The 22,462-nt window shown below is 65.1% G+C and carries 20 protein-coding genes; 10 read left to right on the top strand and 10 right to left on the bottom strand.

Annotation, left to right across the window (positions count from 1 at the left end):
* Positions 1 to 5: 5 nt before the first annotated feature.
* From PG878_RS02180 to PG878_RS02160, 5 genes are all read right to left on the bottom strand, one after another.
* Positions 6 to 410 (bottom strand): H-NS histone family protein, encoded by a 405-nt coding sequence (locus tag PG878_RS02180; protein WP_209030569.1) that lies wholly within the window; start codon positions 408 to 410, stop codon positions 6 to 8.
* 620 nt (positions 411 to 1,030) lie between these two features.
* Positions 1,031 to 2,551, bottom strand: coding sequence for a TniQ family protein (locus PG878_RS02175; protein ID WP_209030568.1), 1,521 nt, complete (start codon positions 2,549 to 2,551; stop codon positions 1,031 to 1,033).
* Positions 2,548 to 3,630 (bottom strand): TniB family NTP-binding protein, encoded by a 1,083-nt coding sequence (locus PG878_RS02170; RefSeq protein ID WP_209030567.1) that lies wholly within the window; start codon positions 3,628 to 3,630, stop codon positions 2,548 to 2,550. Before PG878_RS02170 ends, PG878_RS02175 begins: the two co-directional genes overlap by 4 nt.
* A gap of 7 nt (positions 3,631 to 3,637) precedes the next feature.
* Positions 3,638 to 5,683, bottom strand: coding sequence for a DDE-type integrase/transposase/recombinase (locus tag PG878_RS02165; RefSeq protein ID WP_209030566.1), 2,046 nt, complete (start codon positions 5,681 to 5,683; stop codon positions 3,638 to 3,640).
* Complete coding sequence (locus PG878_RS02160) at positions 5,674 to 6,612, bottom strand: hypothetical protein (protein WP_311186012.1); 939 nt, start codon at positions 6,610 to 6,612, stop codon at positions 5,674 to 5,676. Before PG878_RS02160 ends, PG878_RS02165 begins: the two co-directional genes overlap by 10 nt.
* A 334-nt stretch (positions 6,613 to 6,946) precedes the next feature.
* On the opposite strand from PG878_RS02160, the gene PG878_RS02155 reads away from it, so the two are divergent.
* From PG878_RS02155 to bioC, 7 genes are all read left to right on the top strand, one after another.
* Entirely contained in the window at positions 6,947 to 7,282 is a 336-nt protein-coding gene (locus PG878_RS02155; RefSeq protein WP_209030564.1) for a hypothetical protein, read from the top strand.
* Between the two features lie 432 nt (positions 7,283 to 7,714).
* On the top strand, positions 7,715 to 8,758 hold the full coding sequence (bioB, locus tag PG878_RS02150) for a biotin synthase BioB (RefSeq protein WP_209030563.1): 1,044 nt from the start codon (positions 7,715 to 7,717) through the stop codon (positions 8,756 to 8,758).
* A gap of 117 nt (positions 8,759 to 8,875) precedes the next feature.
* On the top strand, positions 8,876 to 10,081 hold the full coding sequence (gene bioF, locus PG878_RS02145) for an 8-amino-7-oxononanoate synthase (protein ID WP_209030562.1): 1,206 nt from the start codon (positions 8,876 to 8,878) through the stop codon (positions 10,079 to 10,081).
* On the top strand, positions 10,078 to 10,431 hold the full coding sequence (locus PG878_RS02140) for a DUF7079 family protein (RefSeq protein WP_209030561.1): 354 nt from the start codon (positions 10,078 to 10,080) through the stop codon (positions 10,429 to 10,431). The genes bioF and PG878_RS02140 overlap by 4 nt, the downstream gene beginning before the upstream one ends.
* A gap of 49 nt (positions 10,432 to 10,480) precedes the next feature.
* Positions 10,481 to 11,242: a pimeloyl-ACP methyl ester esterase BioH gene (gene bioH / locus PG878_RS02135; RefSeq protein ID WP_209030560.1), complete on the top strand. Its 762-nt coding sequence runs from the start codon at positions 10,481 to 10,483 to the stop codon at positions 11,240 to 11,242.
* Between the two features lie 532 nt (positions 11,243 to 11,774).
* Entirely contained in the window at positions 11,775 to 12,557 is a 783-nt protein-coding gene (locus PG878_RS02130) for an SDR family oxidoreductase (protein ID WP_209030559.1), read from the top strand.
* A 251-nt stretch (positions 12,558 to 12,808) separates the two neighbouring features.
* Positions 12,809 to 13,699, top strand: a complete 891-nt coding sequence (bioC, locus tag PG878_RS02125; RefSeq protein ID WP_209030558.1) for a malonyl-ACP O-methyltransferase BioC — start codon at positions 12,809 to 12,811, stop codon at positions 13,697 to 13,699.
* Here bioC and PG878_RS02120 read toward each other — a convergent pair.
* The 4 genes from PG878_RS02120 to PG878_RS02105 form a co-directional block, all read right to left on the bottom strand.
* A complete protein-coding gene (locus PG878_RS02120; protein WP_209030557.1) occupies positions 13,667 to 15,181 on the bottom strand; it encodes an ArnT family glycosyltransferase in 1,515 nt (504 codons plus the stop codon). The two genes, bioC and PG878_RS02120, sit on opposite strands and share 33 nt — an antisense overlap.
* Before the next feature lie 116 nt (positions 15,182 to 15,297).
* The gene (locus PG878_RS02115) at positions 15,298 to 15,726 is read right to left on the bottom strand and encodes a ketosteroid isomerase-related protein (RefSeq protein ID WP_209030556.1); all 429 of its coding nucleotides are present in this window, start codon (positions 15,724 to 15,726) and stop codon (positions 15,298 to 15,300) included.
* A gap of 31 nt (positions 15,727 to 15,757) precedes the next feature.
* Positions 15,758 to 16,393: a YdcF family protein gene (locus PG878_RS02110; protein ID WP_209030555.1), complete on the bottom strand. Its 636-nt coding sequence runs from the start codon at positions 16,391 to 16,393 to the stop codon at positions 15,758 to 15,760.
* Positions 16,378 to 17,337 carry a pyridoxal-phosphate dependent enzyme gene (locus PG878_RS02105; RefSeq protein WP_209030554.1) on the bottom strand — a complete coding sequence of 320 codons (960 nt, stop codon included), beginning with the start codon at positions 17,335 to 17,337 and terminating at the stop codon, positions 16,378 to 16,380. The genes PG878_RS02110 and PG878_RS02105 overlap by 16 nt, the downstream gene beginning before the upstream one ends.
* 164 nt (positions 17,338 to 17,501) lie before the next feature.
* On the opposite strand from PG878_RS02105, the gene PG878_RS02100 reads away from it, so the two are divergent.
* The 3 genes from PG878_RS02100 (at position 17,502) to PG878_RS02090 (ending at position 21,285) form a co-directional block, all read left to right on the top strand.
* Positions 17,502 to 18,020, top strand: a complete 519-nt coding sequence (locus PG878_RS02100) for a hypothetical protein (RefSeq protein ID WP_209030553.1) — start codon at positions 17,502 to 17,504, stop codon at positions 18,018 to 18,020.
* A 509-nt stretch (positions 18,021 to 18,529) separates the two neighbouring features.
* Complete coding sequence (mnmG, locus tag PG878_RS02095; RefSeq protein ID WP_209030552.1) at positions 18,530 to 20,419, top strand: tRNA uridine-5-carboxymethylaminomethyl(34) synthesis enzyme MnmG; 1,890 nt, start codon at positions 18,530 to 18,532, stop codon at positions 20,417 to 20,419.
* A complete protein-coding gene (locus PG878_RS02090; RefSeq protein ID WP_244663784.1) occupies positions 20,419 to 21,285 on the top strand; it encodes a nucleotidyltransferase domain-containing protein in 867 nt (288 codons plus the stop codon). Before mnmG ends, PG878_RS02090 begins: the two co-directional genes overlap by 1 nt.
* Positions 21,286 to 21,472: 187 nt before the next feature.
* On the opposite strand, the gene PG878_RS02085 is transcribed toward PG878_RS02090, so the two are convergent.
* Positions 21,473 to 22,432 (bottom strand): alpha/beta hydrolase, encoded by a 960-nt coding sequence (locus tag PG878_RS02085; RefSeq protein ID WP_209030550.1) that lies wholly within the window; start codon positions 22,430 to 22,432, stop codon positions 21,473 to 21,475.
* Positions 22,433 to 22,462 lie beyond the last annotated feature (30 nt).

The raw sequence follows: 22,462 nt of genomic DNA, 5'->3' as shown, positions 1-22,462 counted from the left end.
GGCACTTAGCCGGGATACTTTGGGAACCTCTCCTCCGGGTGACTGGCCTTCCAGTGGTTGTAGGCAGCGGTGCCCTCCCAAGCCGTGAAGGCGCGTGGAGGACGGCCTCGGCCGCTCCAAGTCTCATGGGTATGAGGCAACCAATACTTAGGGGCGACTTCCTTCTTGGCCTGGGTAGGAACTGCCTTGGCGCCGCGACCAGGGTTGCTGACCCCAATGGCAACCACCAGCTCGGCCTTCTGCTTCGGGGTGAAGTGCTCGCGGTATTGGGACAGAAGGCCAATGATTTCTGTTACAGCTGAAGCGGCCCTTTCCCGGAGGAGAGTCGCTTCCTGCTCTTCAAGCTTGCGGAGCTCCTCTTGGATTTTTGCTTTAGCGGAAACAATCGATTCCAGGGCTTTCTTACTCATTCAGCTAACTCTCTTTTTGGGGACAAGGGTTTTATCCTGCAACTCTCAGAGTGTAATGGAATTAACTCCTAACCCTACATGGCGATGCTTCATCTTGGCTAGAATTGAGCATTCGCAGGTGTCGTCTTCGCTGCAGGCAGACTTCTTGATCAACACGTCGAACAGCACACCTACGCTAAAATCCTGTCGGCCTGGTCGCTGGATCCACCACGACGACCGAGGCGTGACTACGAGCGGATCCAGAGCGGCTCACTGCTCGACTTGGACACTCTCAGCGGAATTTCCATTGCTGCATAAACCCTGCATGTCTATACGACTTTGTTAAAGCTATACTAAGGCCGTTACAGCTGGAGCATCGTTTGTCAGTCGCTGACTTTGGACGCGGCTCAGAGACTCCTAACCAATGGCAGACGTTCTTTAATGCAGTGCGGGATAGGGCCTTCACCAGCGACGGAACGACCATGTCCCCTTCGAAACTTTAAAACTAGCAAGTATGGAACTGTCTTTTATGAGTATGAAACCGAAAGCCACATCTGCGACGTCCAAGATCCTCGTATGGCTGCGGCCTTGGAGATAGGCCGCATGATTAATAAATGCCTCAGTTAACGCAATTAATTAAACTATCTGCCGACCAATTGCATCAAGATCTCGGGATTGCCACACGAATCGATTCGAAGATGCTCGTCCCTCAACTGCGTCGCATCCAAAACAGCCCTGATTATCGCTGCTGAATAATTCAATTGATACTCCCGCTTGACCTGAAGTGCCTGGCGCAATGTCACGGCGTCTCGAGTACTCAATACTACATCACCGAGTTGATTCAGCATTTCAATGAAGCGCTTGACGTCCTCTCGTGCATAAGGACCACCAGTGGTTGCGACATGCCCAACCCTATAAATTGGAGATCGAGCGAGTCTGGAGAACAGCACTGGTCGCATACCCGCTATTCCCGCGGCTTCGTCAGCTTTTAACCCAACGAACGCCGAGGGCAGTAGCATCCTAATCTGCTTTGACTGGACTAGGAATCTACCTAGGCCGTGGCCGACAGTTCGACGATTTATAATTTTGATTCTTATAAGATCCATCACGCGATCTTTGTCACATTTCGTTAAATGGAGCACTAATCTGCTGTCGACCCATTCGCCATCAGAAGCAAGTAGCTTGTGACAATCCGGTTTCCGTGCAGAAATATGTCCTGACTCAACGCCGTCTATAACTGACCTACCTATGAAATCCAATTCTGAAATGCGGCTTAGGCTTAGGATACGAGATCCACAAAAGTACCAAGAAAATTCACTAATACTACATGTATATCCGTCTTCGCTGGCCTCCTTTCCTACAAGCAACGACTGCACTTTAACGATGCCTTTGTCCCAGCAATTTAGCGCTCTCGCAACTATAGGAAGTGCATCAACCATATCGTACTTGCATGAATTATTATCTTTACACATATTCTTGCGCACAAAGTTACACATACGATTTACTAGCAAAAGCATGACTGGTAAAGATAGTTTACTGAAATTATTAGATCGCGCCGGAAGTGGAGCGGTACGCTCATCATCAATCAAGCGAGCGCGGATTATCTGGAGAAGTTTAGCCACTTCGGGCGAACAATTTAAATCATCACTGGAAACCTGTACACGGTGACCACAGCTGCATACGCCTGGACCGCCTCGACTCATACGAAGTCCTTTCCCACACTTGTCACAGCTATCGACTAGACGAATATGATGAACGGGACAATGTGTTACGAGACTTAAATGCCAGCTAGCATCATATATATCGTCGATGCAGATGCAAATGGGACAGATCCTTTGATGATATATTTTCAGGTCAGTCGCCATAACCTGATACCCAAGTATGGTGTAGCGGTGCTGACCGTCGCTAGAAATTTGGAGTCTATTCGCCACGGAGCGGTCCAATAGCGCAATCTGGGACAGTGTTATTGCATCGCCTCCTCGTTCAACAAGTGCGACGGATCGATATTTGTTCGGTGGAATAAAATCAAACGGACTTCGGTATCCATTGGCGGCACATAAGCGCAGTGAGTAGCCAATCGCGGTTTCTCTAGAGTCGGGCTGAGGCGTCATCACAAGTGGACTGAGTGGCGTGACAGGTGGCGAGACGACGAGCACGCTCATCCAAAGATCCTCGTTAGTTCATTCTTGATCTTTTTCCTAGACTGCTTCTTGCCCCCTACACTTTGCATCGAACCCAAGTGAGTTTTTTTGTCCTCTTCCTCCGCGGGAACGTGTTCCGCCAACAACATCGCCTGCTTATACAATTCCGGCGCGGAGTCCAAGCTCAGAGCGCCAAAGAAGGGTCCGCCCGGAACTGGAATCTCTTCAGCGAACCAGATAGCGTTTCGGAAAGCACTATCTAGGTGTTCTAGGCGTATGGCGGTGCGGTTCTCCCAAATTGCGCTCTTCACTGCACGATCTAAGATCTTGGATAGTAGACCAATGCGTCCGGCACACGCGATAAACATCCGCAGCGACAACTGTTCAGATCCTAGGTCGGGCACCTCGAAAGGAAACATGTCCTTCTGGATACTATGGACCACAGAACGGAATACCTTTCTGGATTGTTCATTGGTCCAGTCATAGACCGGCACCTCGATAGTGGCATCAAAGCGCGTACGTAGCTGCTCGGTACTTCGAATGATGCGTAAGGAAGCTGGCAATCCAACGCACACGAGGCTGAAGGAATTGCGTTCTACCAAGACTTTCAGCCAGTCGGTTGTACGTTTGAGGATGGCGCGCTGACCTTTGTCTGCTAGATGCTGAAACTCATCGAGTATGATCATCTTGCACCCCACCTGCCTAAGCAGCTGAAGAAGTCTGGCGAGCATGCTGGAGTAGGAACCGACCATCCAATGCGGGTCTCCGAGCGCCTCCAACAATGCCTCCATTACGCCTTTGATAGTGCCCTGAACAGGCGCCTGGACGTAGATCACCTCCTTCTTCAATCCAGCTGTTGTACGTACCGGAGGAAATTTCGCTTCAAACTCCCTAACGGCAAAAGACTTACCGGTTCGTGAGTGGCCCACGATGTGCTTGCAGGCTGGTGTACTGGTAGTGCCAAATTCCCTAAGCGTCTGGAGCAGGCAGTTGTGAATTTCGGAGAAGGAGGGCGTTGGGATAGATAGCTTCTTAATCTTATCCAGTTCAGAAATTAGTTTGAAATCGTCGGATAGAGCAGTAGTAGATGCGAGGTCCATGTAGCGATCACCTAGAATATTGAACAGCAGTGCCGACAGCAAAGTCCAAGAATTCGCTATCCTGGGTGTCAGTGGCTGCAAAAGACCTATTGGGAGGGGCTTGAAATGATTTCGATGTAGTTGATTGCGAAGCCACGTTGGCGCGTGACGGCGCCGGCACTGTAGTTATTGAGGCAGGATTTGATGCCGTCGTTGCGGATTCGCCTAGCCTGCCTTTCTGGGACATTGATCTGGCGCGCGCCTGTGCCTGACGTGATTTACGATTGTTCACGTGCATATCATTATCTATTAGTTCGATAATGCGACGCTTGGCGTCACTGAAACTAACGTCAGAGCGGGTTTCCTCACGAAGTGCCCTGGCGTACTCTCGGCATTTTGTGTGTTGCCATCGCGTCAAGTTATTGGCATAGTCGAGATCCACCGCCGGTATCTTGATATAGCTACCTGTCTCCGGACATACTGCATAAAGGTAGCCTACGTTTTCGTCATTTGTAATAATATCAACTGTGATTCGATCACCCACCCTGCGACGCAATTCCCCGGCTTCACAGCTGTTATAGGCCAGAGAGTCAAACAGGATGCCTTCGTGCCCCAGCACGCGCCGACCAGGCTTTCCAAATGAAGCATCTACCCACTCTGCCGAATCGGGCAGCGAGCGGTCTACCTTATCGATCAATGATTCCCACTTAGCTATCGGACTCTGGCCCAAAACGGAGTGGGTAGTTTGGTGATAGATGTCTACGATCCACATGTGGATAACACGATTGAGCGTATCTAGCGTGATGACCGCATTTTTTGAGCTGTCGTAGTCGCCACGATCAAAAATTGAGGAAAAGGTTCGACCTGGAACTAGCGAGATAAGGCTTGTTTGTATTGAGCGAAAGAAGCGCTCAATCTTTCCCTTGTACCAAGGCCGGCGGCGGGGGCAGGTCTGGATAATTGTCCCGAATTGACCTACCGCATACTTCACAGAGTCACCGTGGAATTCCAAGCCATTATCGACCACGAGCGTGCGCACGGCGCCCCATGTTGGCCAGGGATTTGTTACGTCGCCTAACTCCGTCTTTGGCATTATGGCGTGCCGCAATGCTCGCATGACTGTCAAAGCGCTCGGTTCGTCGAAACTGAGCGAGAAACCCAGAATCATACGGGTGCATTCATCAAGAATAACCGTCAGCCACGGCCGCCCCAGTGGAAGACCTGTTTCGGCGTCCACAACGAACAGATCCAGCCGACAATGATCCATGGAAGCGCGCTTCAGTGGCTCTGGTGTATCGACCCCTTTACCACTAGTACGGAACTTCACATCAGCCGCGCGTCGTCCGTTCCTGGCGGCGTATACCTCATAAGCGGGCAAGCGTGTGATGAACTTGCGTAGCTGCTCATAGCTAACATATGACAGATGCTCGGACTCGATTAGCTGCAGGTTCGTGTCATTTATCAGGCTATTGATATCAGCTAATACAGAGGTGATGCTACGACGCTGAGGGGTAAGATAGCCGTCACGAATGCAGTCCTCCATGAGATCTTGAACTTGGGGAGGAATGCGGTCACGATTTCCCTTGAGCGCATGCTGGTCAAGAAGCGCTACGATGTTAAAGTTTGCGTCGCGGTACTGCTGCATCCAGCGACTGACTGTGCTGGCATGTGGGCAAGCTGGCATCAGTTCCCGAGTGGATGGCTTGAGCTCTTTCCATATCTCGACAATCAATGGACTGAGATGAGCGCGCGTTGTGGGTACCCCTTGCAACTTCACGATGAAGTGCAACCGTAATGTTGCAAGATTTCGCTGCTTCGGTGGCACTGAGGCCAACAGCACGTTACTCATCACGCGTGCTCGCGCTCGTTTGTCTGCCTCGATTTCAATGAGTGGCCGGAAGATTATTTTCCCGGCCTTGTACTGTTCCAGAAACTGTTCTTGGGTCATCTCCTTTCGTCTGGCCGATTCTGCATCTTCAAACTCGATGCGTTGATCGCCCAGCAGACGTGTTATCTGATGTCGTTTACCTTCCAGATCGAAGCGCTGACCAACTTTGATTGTTCCTACGCCCATAGCCAACCTCCTCCCTGCTGCATGGTGAAGGCTAAGGTGTCGGGTCCTAGGCGCTGCGACATGTCCACAGACAGGCGCCCTTCTAGAATCAGCCGCGCCAGTTGTCGCGCGATGGTCGGCCGGCCCCAGCCCAGCATTCCTAAGGTCATATTGGCCCTAGCTTGTTCATGGATAAGCAGAGCTTGCACCTCAGGGATACGCGCACGGCCGCGCGAGAGTAAAGACCAAGAATTTTCCAGTCGCACCGGCTCGGGCAGGTCCTCCTCGGTTACTAAGCGGTAGTCGATGCCCAGAGGCGCCAAGAGGCCCTTCAGCAGTTGGGTTCGTTGCAGGACATGCTCATCGACATCGCGGGTGAATTTGACCTCCAGAAAAATTGGTACGCCACGTTGCAGCATGGCGAAGTCCGGCACATGCCGGGACCACACACCTTCGGGCGTAGAAAACTCCATTACTACCGGCTGTTCGGCGTAGGCGCTTACAGTGGGGCAAGCATCCAGCTGCTGGGCCACTTGCGCTTCCAGGCCAGATTCAAGTTGGACGCTGCGTCCAAGCTTCCAACTAGTAAAGTGGTAGATCGGGCGCATGGCGCCGCGGCTAACCAAATTGCGCACGCGCACCTGGTCTTCGGCAGGCCAGCGCCAGGTAATGAGGGCATTGGAAGGTGCTGGCCACCTGGGCAACGCCACAGGGAAGCCCGGGCTGCTCATGCCCAAGTCAAGGATGAACTGAGTCATCGGATCGTCCTTTGCGTCGCCAGGGGCAACACAGAAAAAGGAAAAGGATCCGGGCAGCAGGGACCGCCCCATACTTGACAGGGAACGACCACGCAGGTAGAGTTGATACAAAGCCCGCCAAAGCTTTTGTAAAAACTCCAGAAAGCCAGACAAAAGTCTGGCTTTCTGCTTTTCTGGCCCGGGATTACACACAGCGCTCGGCTTATCTCATGACTCACTCCTGTTCTGTAGGGTTTGTGGAAGATTGACCTCAGGCAAATCCACCGGGGAAGTCGTTTCGTTGCTTTTGATCCAGGCCACCACTTCTCGCTCACCAAACTGAGATGAGCCCACTAGTTGATGGCAAGGACTGGCGAACTTAGGAAGCCATGGCCCCGAATTAGAACTTCCCTTTCTCAGCGATTGGAAGAGTCATACGTCTAGCGCTGCCTGATTCAACGGGCCGGGCAAGTGCTGCGGGGGGAAAGTCGCTTGCAGGTAGCAGCGAGGTGCTTGGGAGATGTATAGAGCCCCTTTCGGAAAGGCATTGAAAACATATCCAAGGATAGATGGCCACGCCGGCGCGCCTTGGTTAGGCTCCCCGCACTCCGGTATCCGAGAATCCTTGCAGTGGTGGCCGAATCAATGGCTAGCCCATACTCCTGAGCAAGCCAAGCCTGAAGACTTTTGGGGATGCGGGGCAGCTGGTCCACGACTGTCTGCGATGATCGGTTCTGGCGAGCTTGCCACAGCGCAAATATTCACGCAAGCGTATGTTTTGATTGAATTTTATACCAATGAAAGTGGCGATCGTCATTTAATAGAATTCAGCGCTTTCTTCTACAATGAAAGTCGAACCTATGCTTCGATTGATGCACGATGACGGACGTAACATCAAAGCTTGTGCAGGTTTAGAGGTGCAAAACTGGGTGCGACGACCCTCGTCAGCGCAACCATCTGATCAGACGGTTTCAAACAAAGAGGCTCATTGTGACAGCCTTCAGCTTGGCGCCAAAACACGGCGGCTAGTTCGTATGAAAAAGCGGAATATAAACGAAATTCGAAGTAGATGGCCGAATTTGATGATTTTCGGCGCCCACTGTTCCGGTGGAAAAATCTTGTCTTTTGAAGCAATTGTTCTCGCTTTTTGCCCCACCTGTTCTCGCCTTTTCCCAAAACCTACAGTTCCGGCAGCAGGCGGCGCTGCAGCCAGTGCCCGCCGCCGTCAACCCAAACCGTCTTTATGAAGTTGACAGGACTTTGCATGCTCACCAGACTGCCCGCTTTCCCAGCCGCTGACCGTCAGGAAACCCCCATGTCCGCTGTCGTCCGACACGACTGGCAACGCCAGGAATTGCTCGCCCTGTTCGATCTGCCGTTCCCGGAACTGCTGCACCGCGCCGGCGCCGTGCACCGCGAACACTTCGATCCGGCGCAGGTGCAGGTGTCCACGCTGCTGTCGGTGAAGACCGGCGGTTGCCCGGAAGACTGCGCGTACTGCCCGCAGGCGCAGCGCTACGCCACCGGCGTGGAGGCGCAGAAGCTGATGAGCACCGAGGCGGTGCTGGACAAGGCGCGCCAGGCCAAGGCCGCCGGCGCGTCGCGGTTCTGCATGGGCGCGGCCTGGCGCTCGCCCAAGGACCGCGACATCCCGAAGGTGGCGGAGATGATCCGCGAGGTGAAGGCGCTGGGCCTGGAGACCTGCGCCACCCTGGGCATGCTCGACGGCACCCAGGCGCAGGCGCTGAAGGCGGCCGGGCTGGACTACTACAACCACAATCTGGACACCGCGCCGGATTTCTACGATTCGATCATCCACACCCGCCAGTATCAGGACCGCCTGGACACGCTGACCCACGTGCGCGACGCCGGGCTGAAGACCTGCTGCGGCGGCATCGTCGGCATGGGCGAGTCGCGCGACCAGCGCGCCGGCCTGCTGCAGGCGCTGGCCAACCTGCCGGTGCATCCGGATTCGGTGCCGATCAACCGCCTGGTGCAGGTCGCCGGCACCCCGCTGCACGGCACGGTCGAACTGGACCCGTTCGAGTTCGTGCGCACGATCGCCGTGGCCCGCATCGCGATGCCGCGGGCGATGGTGCGGCTGTCGGCCGGGCGCGAGAGCATGAGCGACGAGTTGCAGGCGCTGTGCTTCTGCGCCGGTGCCAACTCGATCTTCTACGGCGAGAAGCTGCTGACCACCGGCAACCCGGACACCGAGCGCGACCAGGCGCTGTTCGCGCGGCTGGGGCTGCGGCCGATGCAGGTGATGGTGGACGCCGACGCGCACGACCATCCCGGCACCGTGCATGCCGACATCACCGCCCAGCCCACTTCGGCGATCGCCGCGGCCCTGGTCTGAACCCTGGTCTGAGCCCGGGCCGCGCGTCCGTCCGCCGATCCGGCCGTCCATCGCCGGCGGCGCCCGGCCTGGCCGGGGACGCGCTACGCTAGCCCGCCAGATGCCCGTCCCGCGCCCATGGCCCGTCCCGACCTGCACGACCGCATCCAGTCCGCGCGCGCCTTGCGCGAAGCGCAGGGGCGCCTGCGCGTGCGCCGCAGCGTCGGCCGCCGCGACGGCGTGCGCCTGGAAGTGGACGGCCGCTGGCTGACCGGCTTCTGCAGCAACGACTACCTGGGCCTGGCGCAGCAGTTCGAAGTGGTCGCCGCCCTGCAGGACGCCGCCGCGCGCGAGGGCGCCGGCGCCACCGCCTCGCACCTGGTGTGCGGCCACCACGCGCTGCACGAGGCGCTGGAACGCGAGATCGCCGACTGGCTCGGCTATCCGCAGGCGCTGCTGTTCGGCAGCGGCTTCATCGCCAACCTGGCGGTACAGCAGGCGCTGCTGAGCGAGGAAGAAGACGTGTGCGTGCAGGACCGGCTCAACCACGCCAGCCTGCTCGACGCCAGCCGCCTGGCCGGCTGCCGCCTGCGCCGCTATCCGCACCTGGATGCCGAGGGCGCGATGCGCCAGCTCAAGCACGCCGCCGACGGCGCGGCGATGCTGGCCACCGATGGCGTGTTCAGCATGGACGGCGACGTCGCCCCGCTGCGCTCGCTGGCGCTGGTGGCGCGTACGCAACAGGCACTGCTGTACGTGGACGACGCGCACGGCGTCGGCGTGGTTGGCCCGCAGGGACGCGGCAGCGTCGCCGAGGCCGGGCTGGGCGTGGACGACGTGCCGCTGCAACTGGTGACCCTGGGCAAGGCGCTCGGCGGCTACGGCGCGGCGGTGGTCGGCGATGCCACGCTGATCCGGCACCTGGCCGAGACCGCGCGGCCGTATCTGTACACCACCGCGCTGCCGCCGGCGCAGGCCGCCGCGTCGCTGGCGGCGGTCAAGCTGGCACGGCGCGACCAGTGGCGGCGCGAACGCCTGGTCGAACTGATCGCCCTGTTCCGCGGCGGCGCGCGCCGCCATGGGCTGGAACTGATGGCCTCGGACACACCGATCCAGCCGCTGCTGTGCGGCGAGGAGCGCACCGCGCTGGCGTGGTCGGCCGCGCTGGAACAGGCCGGCTACCTGGTCTCGGCGATCCGCCCGCCGACCGTGCCGGAAGGCAAGTCGCGGCTGCGCGTGACCCTGTCGGCGCTGCACACGCCGGCGCAGGTGGAGTCGCTATTGGACGCGCTGGCGCTGGCCCGCGACCGCGTCGCCGCACACCCGCCCGGCGTGCCGGCGTGAGCGCAACCGACCTCGCCGCGCGACGCGCGGTGTGGGACGCGCTGGCCGAGCTGTACCTGGACGCTGCGGTCGAGGCACAACATCCGCACATCGCCGCCGTACTCGCCGCCTCGCCGTTCGCCACCGACGCGCTGTGGCAGATGCTGCGCGACGACGTGCATCCGCGGCTGGCGCCGAACCTGCTGACGCCGGCCGGCGCCTGGCAGGGCATCGACGGCGACTGGCTGAGCGCGGCGATCCAGCAGCGCCGCGGTGCGCACCGCGTGTCCGCCTGGCGCACCCGCGACTATCCGCGCCGACAGTGGCGCCTGCTGCTGCCGCAGGTGCTGGCGCAGCGCGCGGCGCACTGACGCGGCAGCCGAAGCGGTCTTTCCTGTTCCTTCGCGACGACGGACGACGATGCATATCGACACCCTGGGACAAGGCCCCGACCTGGTCCTGCTGCACGGCTGGGCACTGAACGGCGGCATCTTCGCGCCATTGGTCGAGCGCATGTCGGCGCAGTACCGCCTGCATCTGGTGGACCTGCCCGGGCACGGCCACAGCCGCGGCGACGACACGCCGCTGGCGCTGCCGCACGTGGTCAGCGCGATCGCGGCGGCCACGCCGCCGGCGGTGTGGCTGGGCTGGTCGCTGGGCGGGCTGTTCGCGCTGCACGCCGCCGCCACGCAACCACAGGTGCGCGGGCTGGCGATGCTCGCGGCGACGCCGCGCTTCGTGCGCGGCAGCGATTGGCCGCACGCGGTGGAGCCACAGGTGTTCGCACAGTTCGGTCACGATCTGGCCGAGGACTATCGCGGCACCCTCGAGCGCTTCCTGGCACTGGATACGCTCGGCTCGGCGCACGCGCGCGCCGAACTGCGCACGCTGCGCGACGCGCTCGACGCCCGCGGCGCGCCCGACCCGCACGTGCTGCAGGAAGGCCTGACTCTGCTGGAACGCACCGACCTGCGCCGCGCCCTGCCCGGCCTGCGCGTGCCCAGCCTGTGGATCGGCGGCCAGCGCGACCGCCTGGTCCCGCCCGCGGGCGTGGAGGCCGCCGCGGCACTGGCGCCGAACGCGCGCGCACTGACCATCGCCGGCGGCGGCCACGCCCCGTTCCTCGGCCATGCCGACGCCGTCGCCGAAGCGCTGCGCGGATTTCTGGCGGCGCTGGACTAGCGGCGTCGCGCCGTGCGTTCCACGATGCTGTCGTAGGAGCGGCTTCAGCCGCGACACGCCTGCTGCATCGGGTCGCGGCTGAAGCCGCTGCTACAGGCGCTTGCGGCGCGCCCGCCGGGTGCACTGTGGGAGGGACTTCAGTCCCGACGCATTGCGCCATCGGAAAGCGCACACCACCTCGCGCGTCGCGCGCTGCATGACAGTTGACTCCCACAGTGCATCACGCGACCCGCAACGACGTCAGGAAGACGCAAGCGGCTGCACCGTGGAACTCAACTGTCATGCAGCAGCGACAAGTGACGCCGAAAGCCGACTGACAGCCTCCGTCGTCGGGACTGAAGTCCCTCCCACAAGGATGCCGGCTCCCCCTGTGGAGCGACTTCAGTCGCGACGCATGGCAGCAAAACGCTGCGCAGCGAAGCCGCTCCTGCACCTGCCGTGCGTGCTCAGTGTCCTCAACGTCGCGGCGTGAAGCTGGCCGGCATCGCGCCGATGTCCGATCATCGCGACTCCATCGAACCGGAGTGCAAGCATGGACCTGGGAATCGCCGGCAAATGGGCGCTGGTGTGCGCCGCGAGCAAAGGGCTGGGACTGGGTTGCGCGCAGGCGTTGGCCCGCGAAGGCGTGCACGTGGTGATCGTAGCGCGCGGCCAGGCCGGGCTGGAGGCGGCCGCGGCGCAGCTGCGCGCGCTCGACGGCGGTGGCGAAGTGGTCGCCGTGGCCGCGGACATCGCCACCGAGGCCGGACGCGCCGCCGCACTGGCCGCCTGCCCGCAGGTCGACATCCTGATCAACAACGCCGGCGGGCCGCCGCCCGGCGATTTCCGCGAGTGGGAGCGCGAGGACTGGCTGCGCGCGCTCGATGCCAACATGCTGGCGCCGATCGCGCTGATCCGCGCCACCGTCGATGCGATGCAGGCGCGCGGCTTCGGCCGCATCGTCAACATCACCTCCGCCGCGGTGAAGGCGCCGATCGACAGCCTGGGCCTGTCTAATGGCGCGCGGGCGGGCCTCACCGGCTTCGTCGCCGGGCTGGCGCGGCGCACGGTGGCGCACAACGTCACCATCAACAACCTGCTGCCAGGGCAGTTCGACACCGACCGCCTGCGCGGCAACATCGCCCACGCCGCACAGCGCGAGGGCATCGACCCCGCCGACCTGGCCGAACGCAAGCGCCGACAGATCCCGGCCGGACGTTTCGGCACCGCGGAGGAGTTCGGCGCGGCCTGCGCCTTCCTGTGCAGCGCGCAGGCCGGCTATCTGAGCGGGCAGAACCTGTTGCTGGATGGCGGCAGCTATCCAGGGACGTTCTGAGGAGCCGGGATTGGGGATTCGGGAGTGGGGATGCACAGCCGCGGGCGCGCCGCTTGGTCGGGGCGAGGCGCTGGACATGATGATCTGCGAACCACGCTGGCCGCCAGGGAAAGGCGGCGATAAGGAACCGGCTGGATTCGGGATTGGGAGTACATCGCGGCGATCGCGCCGCTTGATCAGCGCGAAGTGCGCAACGCGGTGATCCGTGCCACCGCTGGCCGCAGCACGACGCGGACGGCGATAATGCGCAAATGGATCCTTCCGCGTTCGACTCCCAGCATATCCGCCGCGCGTTCGCGCGTGCCGCCGCCAGTTACGACGCCGCCGCGGCGCTGCAGCGCGAGGTGCAGGGGCGCTTGCTGGAATCGCTGGACTACCTCGGCGACCGCGTGCCGCAGGTGGTGCTGGACGTGGGCAGCGGCCCGGCGCATGCCGCCGCGGCGATGAAGAAGCGCTGGCCGCGCGCGCAGGTGATCGCGCTCGACCAGGCGCTGCCGATGCTGCAGCAGGCCAAGCGCCAGGCCGGCTGGTGGAAGCCGTTCGGCCGCGTCTGCGCCGACGCGCGCGCGCTGCCGCTGGCCGAGCACAGCGTCGATGTGATCTTCAGCAATCTGTGCCTGCAGTGGGTCGAGGACCTGCCGGCGGTGTTCGCCGGGTTCCGCCGCGTGCTGCGCCCGGGCGGCCTGCTGCTGTGCTCCAGCTTCGGCCCGGACACCCTGGTCGAACTGCGCGAGGCCTTTGCACAGGCCGACCGCACCACGCCGCACGTGAGCCGCTTCGCACCGATCGCGCAGTTCGGCGATGCGCTGATGCTGTCGGGCTTCCGCGATCCGGTGCTGGACCGCGACGTGTTCAACCTGACCTATCCGGACCTCGCCGCGCTGATGCGCGAACTGCGCGCGATCGGCGCCACCAATGCGCTGCAGGCGCGCCGCCACACCCTCACCGGGCGCGGCCGGTTCGCCGCCGCCAGCGCCGCCTACGAGCCGCTGCGGGGCGCCGACGGCACCCTGCCCAGCACCTGGGAAGTGATCTACGCACACGCCTGGGCGCCGCCGCCGGGTGCGCCGATCCGCGAGGGCGGCGGCGAGATCGCTGCGGTGCCGCTGTCAGCGATCCCGATCCGCCGCCGCGGCGGCTGAGCCGGGCCGCACCCGAAACAGCACCCGGCCCTGGTAGGGCGCACCCAGCGCCTGCGCCTGCGCGCCCTGCGCGGCGATGCGCGCAGCGACCTGCGGCCAGGCCTCCTGCTTGCACACCCACACGCGCCCGGCGCGCGGTTGCCGCAACACCGTGAGCAGATCGGCGTCGTATTCGGGACCGAAGCGCGGCGTGTCCGACAACAGATCCAGGCGGATCTTGCGTACCTGCGCGCCCAGCTCCAGGCGCAGGCCGTAGCGCGCCATGTCCTCGACGAACACCACCTCGCGCACCGGCGCATCGGCACGCTGGGCGATCGCCTGCGCCCAGGCGCCGGCATCCTTGTGCGTGGGCAGCAAGGCCACTGCCAGTTCGAGCGCCAGCAGCAGCCCGCACCAGCCCAGCAGCCACGGCCAGCGCCACGGCGCGCGCCCCTCCTGCGCGCGCTGCCACGCCGCCAGCAACGCCAGCGGCACGAACAGCGGCAGCACGTACAGCGGCAGCCGCGAGCGCGACAGGCACAGCACCAGCAGCGGCAGCAGCAACCACAGCGTCAGCAGCAGCGGCGCCGCCTGCTGCAGACGCAGCGCCGGCGTGCGCCACCACTGCCGCAGTTGCCGCGGCAGTTGCCAGGCCCAGCGCGCCAGCGCCGGCGTCCACGGCAGCGTGCCCAGGACCAGGATCGGCGCATACGCCACCGCCCAGCCGTACCACTGCGCGTTGCGCCCGAACGCGTCGCTGGCCACGCGCTTGACCACTTCGTCGCCGACGAAGTACTGCAGCAATCCGGGATGGCCATGGATCACCGCCAGGTACCAGGGCAGCGCCAGCACCACGAACAGGACGATGCCGGACAGTTGCAACGCGCGCCGCGGCGGCCCCGGCGTCACCGCGTTGAACAGCAGCAGCGCCGGCAACGGCAGCAGGCCAGGCGGACCCTTGGTCATGAACGCCAGGGCGAAGCCGGCCCACATCGCCGCGATCCAGCGCTTGCCCTGGCCGGGCGGATGCGCGCGCGCTTCGACGAAGGCCCACACCGCCAGGGTCTCGCAGGCGGCGAGCAGGAAGTCGGTGGAAATCCATTGTGCCGCGCCGAACGGCGCCAGCATGGTCGCGTACAGCAGCGCCGCCTGCGCCGACAGCTCGGGCCGTTCGGGAAACAGCCGCGCGGCCAGGCGCCAGACCAGCAGCACGCACAGCAGGTAGGACAGCGCCGACGGCAACCGCGCCGCCCACGGCGACGGCCCGAACACGGCGACGCTGGCGGCGATCGCCCAGTAGGTCAGCGGCGGCTTGGTCCAGTGCGCCACGTCCTCGCTGCGGCGGGGCGTGAGCCAGTCGCCGCTGTGCAGCATGTTCAGCGCGACATTGGAGTAGCGGCCCTCGTCGGCATCCCAGATGCCGCGGGCGCCGAGCAGGGCCAGCGCGAGCGCGCAGGCCAGCAGCGCCACCGCGACGGCCGGGGAACGAAGCAGCGCGCGCATCGGCAATCCTCTCGGTCGACGCGGCGACCATAGTCACCGCGCCTGCGGCCGCAGATGACGGCCGGCGGACAGTTTTGCGACAGCGCGAACGCGCCGGCCTGAGGCCGGCGCGCGGCTCAGGCGGAGACCTGCGCGATCCAGTCTTCGAGGTTGTAGTAGTTGCTGACGCGGGCGATCCTGCCGTCGCGGATGTCGAAGAACGCCCCGCCCGGCAGCACGTAGCGCTGGCCGCGCGCCTCCGGCAGGCCGGTGTCGGTGTGGTGGTACTCGCCGTGCACCACGTACTCGGCGGCGGCGCGGCGGCCGTCCTGCGCGGCCAGCACCACGATGTCGTGCAGCTGCTCGCGGTAACTGGCGTTCATGCGCTGCAGGAAGGCGGCGAACGCGTCCTTGCCGGTCTCGCGCGCGCCCTGGTTGAGATCGTGGGCGACATCGTCGGTGAGCATGCCCAGCATGCCGTCCCAGTCGCCGCGGTTGAACGCCGCGTAATAGGCCTGGACCAGGGCGATGGCCTGATCCTGCGCAGGAACTTCGTGGTTGCTCATGGCTGCCGCCCTCCGCCCGTGGAAAGGCCCATCATACGGTCTCGCCGCCGTGCTCAACGCCCCGCTCCAGCAGGTCGCGATGGAAGAAGTACAGCTCCTGCAGCAGGAAGCGCCAGCGGGTCTGGAAGCTGCGGAAGCGGCTGCTCGGCGTCGACGAGGCCAGCGCGTCGATCTGCAGTTCCTCGCACAGCCGCAGCGCCCGCGCCATGTGCAGCGGATCGCTGACCACGATGGCCCGGTGCAGGCCGTGTTCGCGCATCAGCCGGCGCGCCTCGATCAGGTTCTGCCGGGTGGTGCGCGACACCGTTTCGATCAGGATCGCGTCGGCCGGCACGTCGTGGCGCAGCGCATAGCGCCGGGCCACCTGCGACTCGGCGAAGCGCGCGCCGTTGCCGAAGCCGCCGGTGAAGATCAGGGTCGGCGCGTAGCCGCGCTGGTACAGGTCCAGGCCGTGGCGGATGCGCTCCTCGAACACCGGCGACGGCTTGGCGTCGTAGGCCGCCGCGCCGAGCACGATGATCGCGTCCGCCGGCGCCGCCTGGTCGCGGTCGCCGACCCAGACGATGTAGATCGCCACGCCCAGCAGCCACAGCCCCAGCAGCGCCGCCAGGCGGACCAGCCAGCGCAGCCAGCGGAAGCCGCGCCGCGCGCTCATGCCGCGCCCCACGGCAGGGCGTCCAGGTCGACGTTGCCGCCGGACAGGATCACCCCCACCCGACGCCCGGCGAAACGCGCCGGCTGCGCCAGCACCGCCGCCAGGGCGATCGCCGAGGACGGCTCCACCACCTGCTTGAGCACCTGCCACAGCAGCCGCATCGCCGCCACGGTGGCCGCGTCCTCCACCACCAGCACCTCGGCATGGCCGTGCAGCAGGGCGAAGTTCGGCTCGCCCAGGCTGCCGCGCAGGCCGTCGCAGACGGTGTCCGGGACCATGTCCACGCGGCGCTCGCCGGCGGCCAGCGAGCGCGCGGTATCGGCGGCGCCGGCCGGCTCGGCCAGCAGCAGCTGCGCCTGCGGCGCCCGCGCCGACAGCGCCAGGCGGCTGCCCGCGGCCAGGCCGCCACCGCCGACCGGCACCACCAGCAGGTCCAGCCCGCCGCTGGCGTCCAGCAGTTCCAGCGCGGCGGTGCCCTGCCCGGCGATCACCGCCGGATCGGCATAGGGATGCACCAGGGTCGCGCCGGTGTCGCGCTGCACCTGCGCGCACAGCGCCTCGCGTGCGGCGATGGTCGGCGGGCAACGCCACAGGGTGGCGCCGTGGCGGGCGATGTTGGCGAGCTTGGCGGCGACCGCGCCTTCCGGCACCACCACATGGCAGCCGATGCCGCGGGTGCGCGCGGCCAGCGCCAGGGCCGCGCCGTGGTTGCCCGAGGAGTGGGTGACCACCCCACAGGCCGCCTGGGCCGGGTCCAGCGCCCACACCGCATTGCAGGCGCCGCGGAACTTGAATGCGCCGCCGCGCTGCAGGTGTTCGGCCTTGAAGTACAGCTGCGCGCCGGTGGCGGCATCCAGCGCCCGCGAACGCAGGACCGGGGTCGGCCGCGCGTGCGCGGCAATGCGTGCGGCGGCCGCCAGGACGTCGCCGAACTCGGGCAGAAAACGTGAGACCATGCGCGAAAGGGTAGCGTATCGTCGCCAAACTGCAGCGTCCGCAACCGGCGCAGGTTCGCCGCCGTTGCGCGCGACTTAAGCGTTCAAGTGCATCGCGGGAAGTTAAGGGGGGATTCAATGCAACGGACCGAACCTGTCAGCCAGCCTGCTGGAGGGCAAACGCCATGAAACTGCGCCTGATCTGCGCCGCTGGACTGCTGGCCGCACTGGGCGGCTGTGCCACCTACGACTACGCAGGAGGCGGCGAGGGTGGCTACTACCGTGGCGCGCCCTCGGTCGAATACCGCTATCCGCCCGGTTACTCCGAGTACTACTCGCCGTACGGCGCGGTGCCCTACTACGGTTACGGCCCGGCCTACTACGGCTACTACGGGTATGGGGTGCCGTACTACTACTATCGCGGCTACGACGGCCCGCGACACCGCCCGCCGCCGCGCCCGCGGCCGGACGATGGCGGATCGCGCCCACCGCCGCCGCCCAGCGTAGGCGGTCGGGTGCCGTCGCCCTGGCGCGACATGGACCGCCTGCGCCGTCCGGACGCGCTCAATTCGGCGCCGCGGCCGCAGTCGATGCAGCCGCCGCGCCCGGCGATGCAGCGTCCCGAGGGGGTTCAGCGGCCACCCGCACCGCGGCCCGGCAATATGGGACGCAGCAATGGGACACGTCGCACACTCGAACCCTGAGAAAGGGCTTGCGTTCGCCTGTCCCAGCACGCACTCTACGTCCTACGGGGTGACCGCCTGCGTCGCTTTATGACCCGAAGGGGTTGACCCCACCGTCTATGTCGATGTCCGACAGGGAAATCTGGATCCCCCCTGTTCCGGCCCTGTCGGGCGTCGGCGCCTCACAACGAAAAGCCCCGGTCCGCCGGGGCTTTTCGCGTTGGGGCCTTGCCGTTGCTGGCGCGGCGCCGGCGACCGGTGACAAACGGGCATAAAAAAGGGCCGGTAGTCCCCCGACTACCGGCCCCCAGCTCCCCCAACGTGCGCGTGACTGGCCCCTGTTCCAATTCCAGTCGTACGCCCCTGACGCATTGCCACGTTGGGTGCAGTGGGAATATCTGCAGATTGCGTGCCAACTTGAGGCCCGGATCTGCAATTTGTGATGCAACCGCTAAAATTCCTGTTCACACCCTGGGCGACCTGACGTGCCGCCCCCTGCCGCCGGCCCCGCGCCGGCCGACGAGACCCCGATGAGCGACTCCTTCTACCGCCATGACGTGATCGTGATCGGCGGCGGCCATGCCGGCACCGAGGCGGCGCTGGCGTCCGCGCGTGCCGGCGCCCGCACCCTGCTGCTGACCCACAACGTGGAGACGGTGGGGGCGATGAGCTGCAACCCGGCCATCGGCGGCATCGGCAAGGGCCATCTGGTCAAGGAGATCGATGCGCTGGGCGGGGCGATGGCCCAGGCCGCCGACCTGGCCGGCATCCAGTGGCGCACCCTCAACGCGTCCAAGGGTCCGGCGGTGCGCGCGACCCGCTGCCAGGCCGACCGCAGCCTGTACCGCAGCGCGATCCGCCGCCTGGTCGAGGCGCAGCCGAACCTGACCGTGTTCCAGGCCGCGGTGGACGACCTGGTGATGGACGGCGAGCGGGTGCGCGGCGTGCTGACCCAGACCGGGCTGCGTTTCGAGGCGGCCGCGGTGGTGCTGACCGCCGGCACCTTCCTGGCCGGCAAGATCCACATCGGCCAGACCCAATACGCCGGCGGCCGCGCCGGCGATCCGCCGGCCACCGCGCTGGCGCAGGCGCTGCGCGACGGCCGCTTCGGCGTGGACCGGCTCAAGACCGGCACCCCGCCGCGCATCGACGGGCGCAGCCTGGACTACGCGGCGATGGAGGAACAGCCCGGCGACGATCCGCTGCCGGTGATGTCGTTCCTGGGCGAGGTCGCCCAGCACCCGCGCCAGGTCTCGTGCTGGATCACCCACACCACCGAGCGCACCCACGCCATCATCCGCGGCGCGCTGGACCGCTCGCCGCTGTACACCGGCCAGATCGAGGGCATCGGCCCGCGCTACTGCCCCTCGATCGAGGACAAGGTGGTGCGCTTCGCCGAGAAGGCCAGCCACCAGATCTTCGTCGAGCCGGAAGGCCTGGACGTGGTCGAGATCTACCCCAACGGCATCTCCACCTCGCTGCCGTTCGATGTGCAGCTGGAACTGGTGCGCTCGATCCGCGGCTTCGAGCGCGCGCACATCACCCGCCCCGGCTACGCCATCGAGTACGACTTCTTCGATCCGCGCGGGCTCAAGGCCTCGCTGGAGACCAAGGCCATGCCCGGGCTGTTCTTCGCCGGCCAGATCAACGGCACCACCGGCTACGAGGAAGCGGCCGCGCAGGGCCTGATCGCCGGCCTCAATGCCGCGCGCCAGGTGCGCGGGCTGGAGCCGTGGTCGCCGCGCCGCGACCAGGCCTACATCGGCGTGCTGATCGACGACCTGATCACCCACGGCACCAGCGAGCCGTACCGCATGTTCACCAGCCGCGCCGAGTACCGGCTGCAGCTGCGCGAGGACAATGCCGACGCGCGCCTGACCGGCATCGGCCACGACCTGGGCATCGTCGACGAAACCCGCTGGGCGCGGTTCCAGGCCAAGCAGGACGCGGTGGCGCGCGAGAACGAGCGCCTGCGCGCGCTGTGGGCCACCCCGGGCAACGCGCTGGGCCGCGAGGTCGCGGCCACGCTGGGCGTGGCGGTGAGCCGCGAGACCACCGTGCTGGACCTGATCAAGCGCCCGGAGCTGGACTACGCCGCGCTGATGCGGGTGCCGTCGCTAGGCCCGGGCGTGGCCGACGCGCAGGTGGCCGAACAGGTGGAGATCGGCATCAAGTACGCCGGCTACCTGGACCGCCAGCGCGAGGAGATCGCGCGCCAGCAGCGCCACGAGGACACCCCGATCCCGGCCGCCTTCGACTACGCGCAGGTGCGCGGCCTGTCGGCCGAAGTGCAGCAGAAGCTCGAGCGGGTGCGCCCGCAGACCGTGGGCCAGGCGCAGCGCATCCCCGGCATGACCCCGGCGGCGATCTCGCTGCTGCTGGTGCACCTGGAACGCGCGCGGCGCAGCCGGGTGGCGTGATGGAGCCTTCGGTCGACGTTGCCGCGATTGCGCAGTCCGCCTCGCCCGACATGGCGATCCACCCGATCGCCGCCGACAAGCGCGCCGCCGTGCTCGCCGCACTGCAGGACATCGAACAGCGCCACGACGTGCGCATCCTGCTGGCCTGCGAGTCCGGCAGCCGCGGCTGGGGGTTTTCCTCGCCCGACAGCGACTACGACGCGCGCTTCGTCTATGTGCATCGGCCGGACTGGTACCTCACCGTCAACGAACGGACCGGGCCGGGCGAACCGCAGCGCGACGTGATCGAGCTGCCGATCGACAGCGACCTGGACGTCAGCGGCTGGGATCTGCGCAAGGCCTTGCGCTTGGTGTCCAAATCCAACCCGACCCTGCTGGAGTGGCTGCAGTCGCCGGTGGTGTACCGGCAGGACGCCGCGGCCGTGGCGGCGCTGCGGGAGCTGGCCGAGCGCTTCTATTCGCCGCTGGCGACCTGGTGGCACTACTTCAGCATGGCCAAGGGCAACTACCGCGGCTACCTGCGCGGCGAGCGCATCCGCACCAAGAAGTACCTGTACGTGTTGCGGCCGGTGCTGGCCTGCCGATGGATCGAACGCGGGCACGGCATGCCGCCGATGGCCTTCGCGTCGCTGCTGGATGCCCTGGTGCCCTCCGGCGCCCTGCGCGAGGCGATCGATGCCTTGCTGGACAAGAAGCGGGCATCGGCCGAGGTCGAAGACGGCCCGCGGATTCCGGCGATCAGCGATTTCCTGGACGCGGAGCTGAGCAGGATGGAGGCAAGTGCCCCGCAACTGCCCGCTGGCAGCGGCGATCAGCTTGAATTGGACGAGGCGTTCCGGCAACTGCTGCGCAGCGCCTCGCGCTGAGCGCGGCGCGGCAACTGCAGCGTGTAGGGGACGCCACCCAACGCCGCCCCACGTAGCCGCGACCCGGGCGCACATCGGCGGTGCCCCGTCGCGGCTGAAGCCGCTCCTACGGATGCGACGCACCCATTGTTCTGGCGAGGCGGCGACCAGCGGGATTGCCGGGAGTGGGGACGCGCTGCGATGGGACTCAGTCCTGCGCGGCCACCGGCAGCAGCCGCTGGCGCAGCAGCAGCGCGGCCAGGTCCAGGGTTTCGCCGGCCACGCGCATCACGCGGCCCATGTTGATGAAGCCGTGGATCATGCCGGGGTGGACGCGCACCAGGGTTTCCACGCCCGCTTTGCGCAGGCGCTGCGCGTAGTGCAGGCCTTCGTCGTGCAGCGCGTCGCGGTCGGCGAGCACCACCAGCGCCGGGGCGACGCCGGCCACGTCCGGTGCGACCACCGGCGAGATGCGCCAGTCCGACCCAAGCGACGGGTCGGGCAGGTACTGACGGTCGAAGAAGCGCATCGCCGCCTCGGTCAGCGGCGGGATGCCGGCGTTGTGCACGCGCGAGGGGAAGGGATTGTCCGCACGCAGGTTGGTCAGCGGATAGATCAGGATCTGGCAGCGCAGGGCGATGCCGGCATCGCGCGCGGCCAGCGCGGCGCTCGCCGCCAGGGCGCCGCCCATGCTGTCGCCGGCGATGGCCAGGCGCTGCGGATCGGCGCCGACCTCGCCCGGATGCGCGGCCACCCAGTGCACCACCGCGATCACGTCCTCGATGCCGGCCGGCGCCGGATGCTCGGGCGCCAGCCGGTAATCCACCGCCAGCACCTGGCAGCCGGCGCGCGCGGCCAGTTGCCGGCACACGTCGTCGTGCGAATCCAGGTCACCGACCACGCCGCCGCCGCCGTGCGCATACAGGCAGGTCGGCGCCGGACCGGCGTCGAGCCCGTGCGGGCGGTACAGGCGCAGCGGAATCGGCGCGGCCGGACCCGGCGCCTGCAGGTCGCGGACCCCGGCCATCTCCACGCGCGGGAAACCGAATTGCGCGGCGACGCCGCGCATCATCGCCCGTGCCTGGGGCAAGGGCAGTTCCTCCATCGGCGGCTGCCCGGACTGCTGTGCCTGGGCGAAGAAACGGACGACGTCTGGATCGAAATACATGGGTGGCCCTCCCGGGGCGGCTGCACAAGC

Source organism: Xanthomonas hawaiiensis (genome assembly GCF_031834635.1).
Taxonomy (GTDB): domain Bacteria; phylum Pseudomonadota; class Gammaproteobacteria; order Xanthomonadales; family Xanthomonadaceae; genus Xanthomonas_A; species Xanthomonas_A sacchari.
This window is presented reverse-complemented; position numbering and strand designations above follow the sequence as displayed.

Coding starts and splice junctions, on each gene's coding strand:
- PG878_RS02180 (WP_209030569.1), bottom strand. CDS start 410: ATGAGTAAGAAAGCCCTGGAATCGATTGTTTCCGCTAAAGCAAAAATC.
- PG878_RS02175 (WP_209030568.1), bottom strand. CDS start 2,551: ATGAGCGTGCTCGTCGTCTCGCCACCTGTCACGCCACTCAGTCCACTT.
- PG878_RS02170 (WP_209030567.1), bottom strand. CDS start 3,630: ATGGACCTCGCATCTACTACTGCTCTATCCGACGATTTCAAACTAATT.
- PG878_RS02165 (WP_209030566.1), bottom strand. CDS start 5,683: ATGGGCGTAGGAACAATCAAAGTTGGTCAGCGCTTCGATCTGGAAGGT.
- bioB (WP_209030563.1), top strand. CDS start 7,715: ATGTCCGCTGTCGTCCGACACGACTGGCAACGCCAGGAATTGCTCGCC.
- bioF (WP_209030562.1), top strand. CDS start 8,876: ATGGCCCGTCCCGACCTGCACGACCGCATCCAGTCCGCGCGCGCCTTG.
- bioH (WP_209030560.1), top strand. CDS start 10,481: ATGCATATCGACACCCTGGGACAAGGCCCCGACCTGGTCCTGCTGCAC.
- PG878_RS02130 (WP_209030559.1), top strand. CDS start 11,775: ATGGACCTGGGAATCGCCGGCAAATGGGCGCTGGTGTGCGCCGCGAGC.
- bioC (WP_209030558.1), top strand. CDS start 12,809: ATGGATCCTTCCGCGTTCGACTCCCAGCATATCCGCCGCGCGTTCGCG.
- PG878_RS02120 (WP_209030557.1), bottom strand. CDS start 15,181: ATGCGCGCGCTGCTTCGTTCCCCGGCCGTCGCGGTGGCGCTGCTGGCC.
- PG878_RS02115 (WP_209030556.1), bottom strand. CDS start 15,726: ATGAGCAACCACGAAGTTCCTGCGCAGGATCAGGCCATCGCCCTGGTC.
- PG878_RS02105 (WP_209030554.1), bottom strand. CDS start 17,337: ATGGTCTCACGTTTTCTGCCCGAGTTCGGCGACGTCCTGGCGGCCGCC.
- PG878_RS02100 (WP_209030553.1), top strand. CDS start 17,502: ATGAAACTGCGCCTGATCTGCGCCGCTGGACTGCTGGCCGCACTGGGC.
- mnmG (WP_209030552.1), top strand. CDS start 18,530: ATGAGCGACTCCTTCTACCGCCATGACGTGATCGTGATCGGCGGCGGC.
- PG878_RS02090 (WP_244663784.1), top strand. CDS start 20,419: ATGGAGCCTTCGGTCGACGTTGCCGCGATTGCGCAGTCCGCCTCGCCC.
- PG878_RS02085 (WP_209030550.1), bottom strand. CDS start 22,432: ATGTATTTCGATCCAGACGTCGTCCGTTTCTTCGCCCAGGCACAGCAG.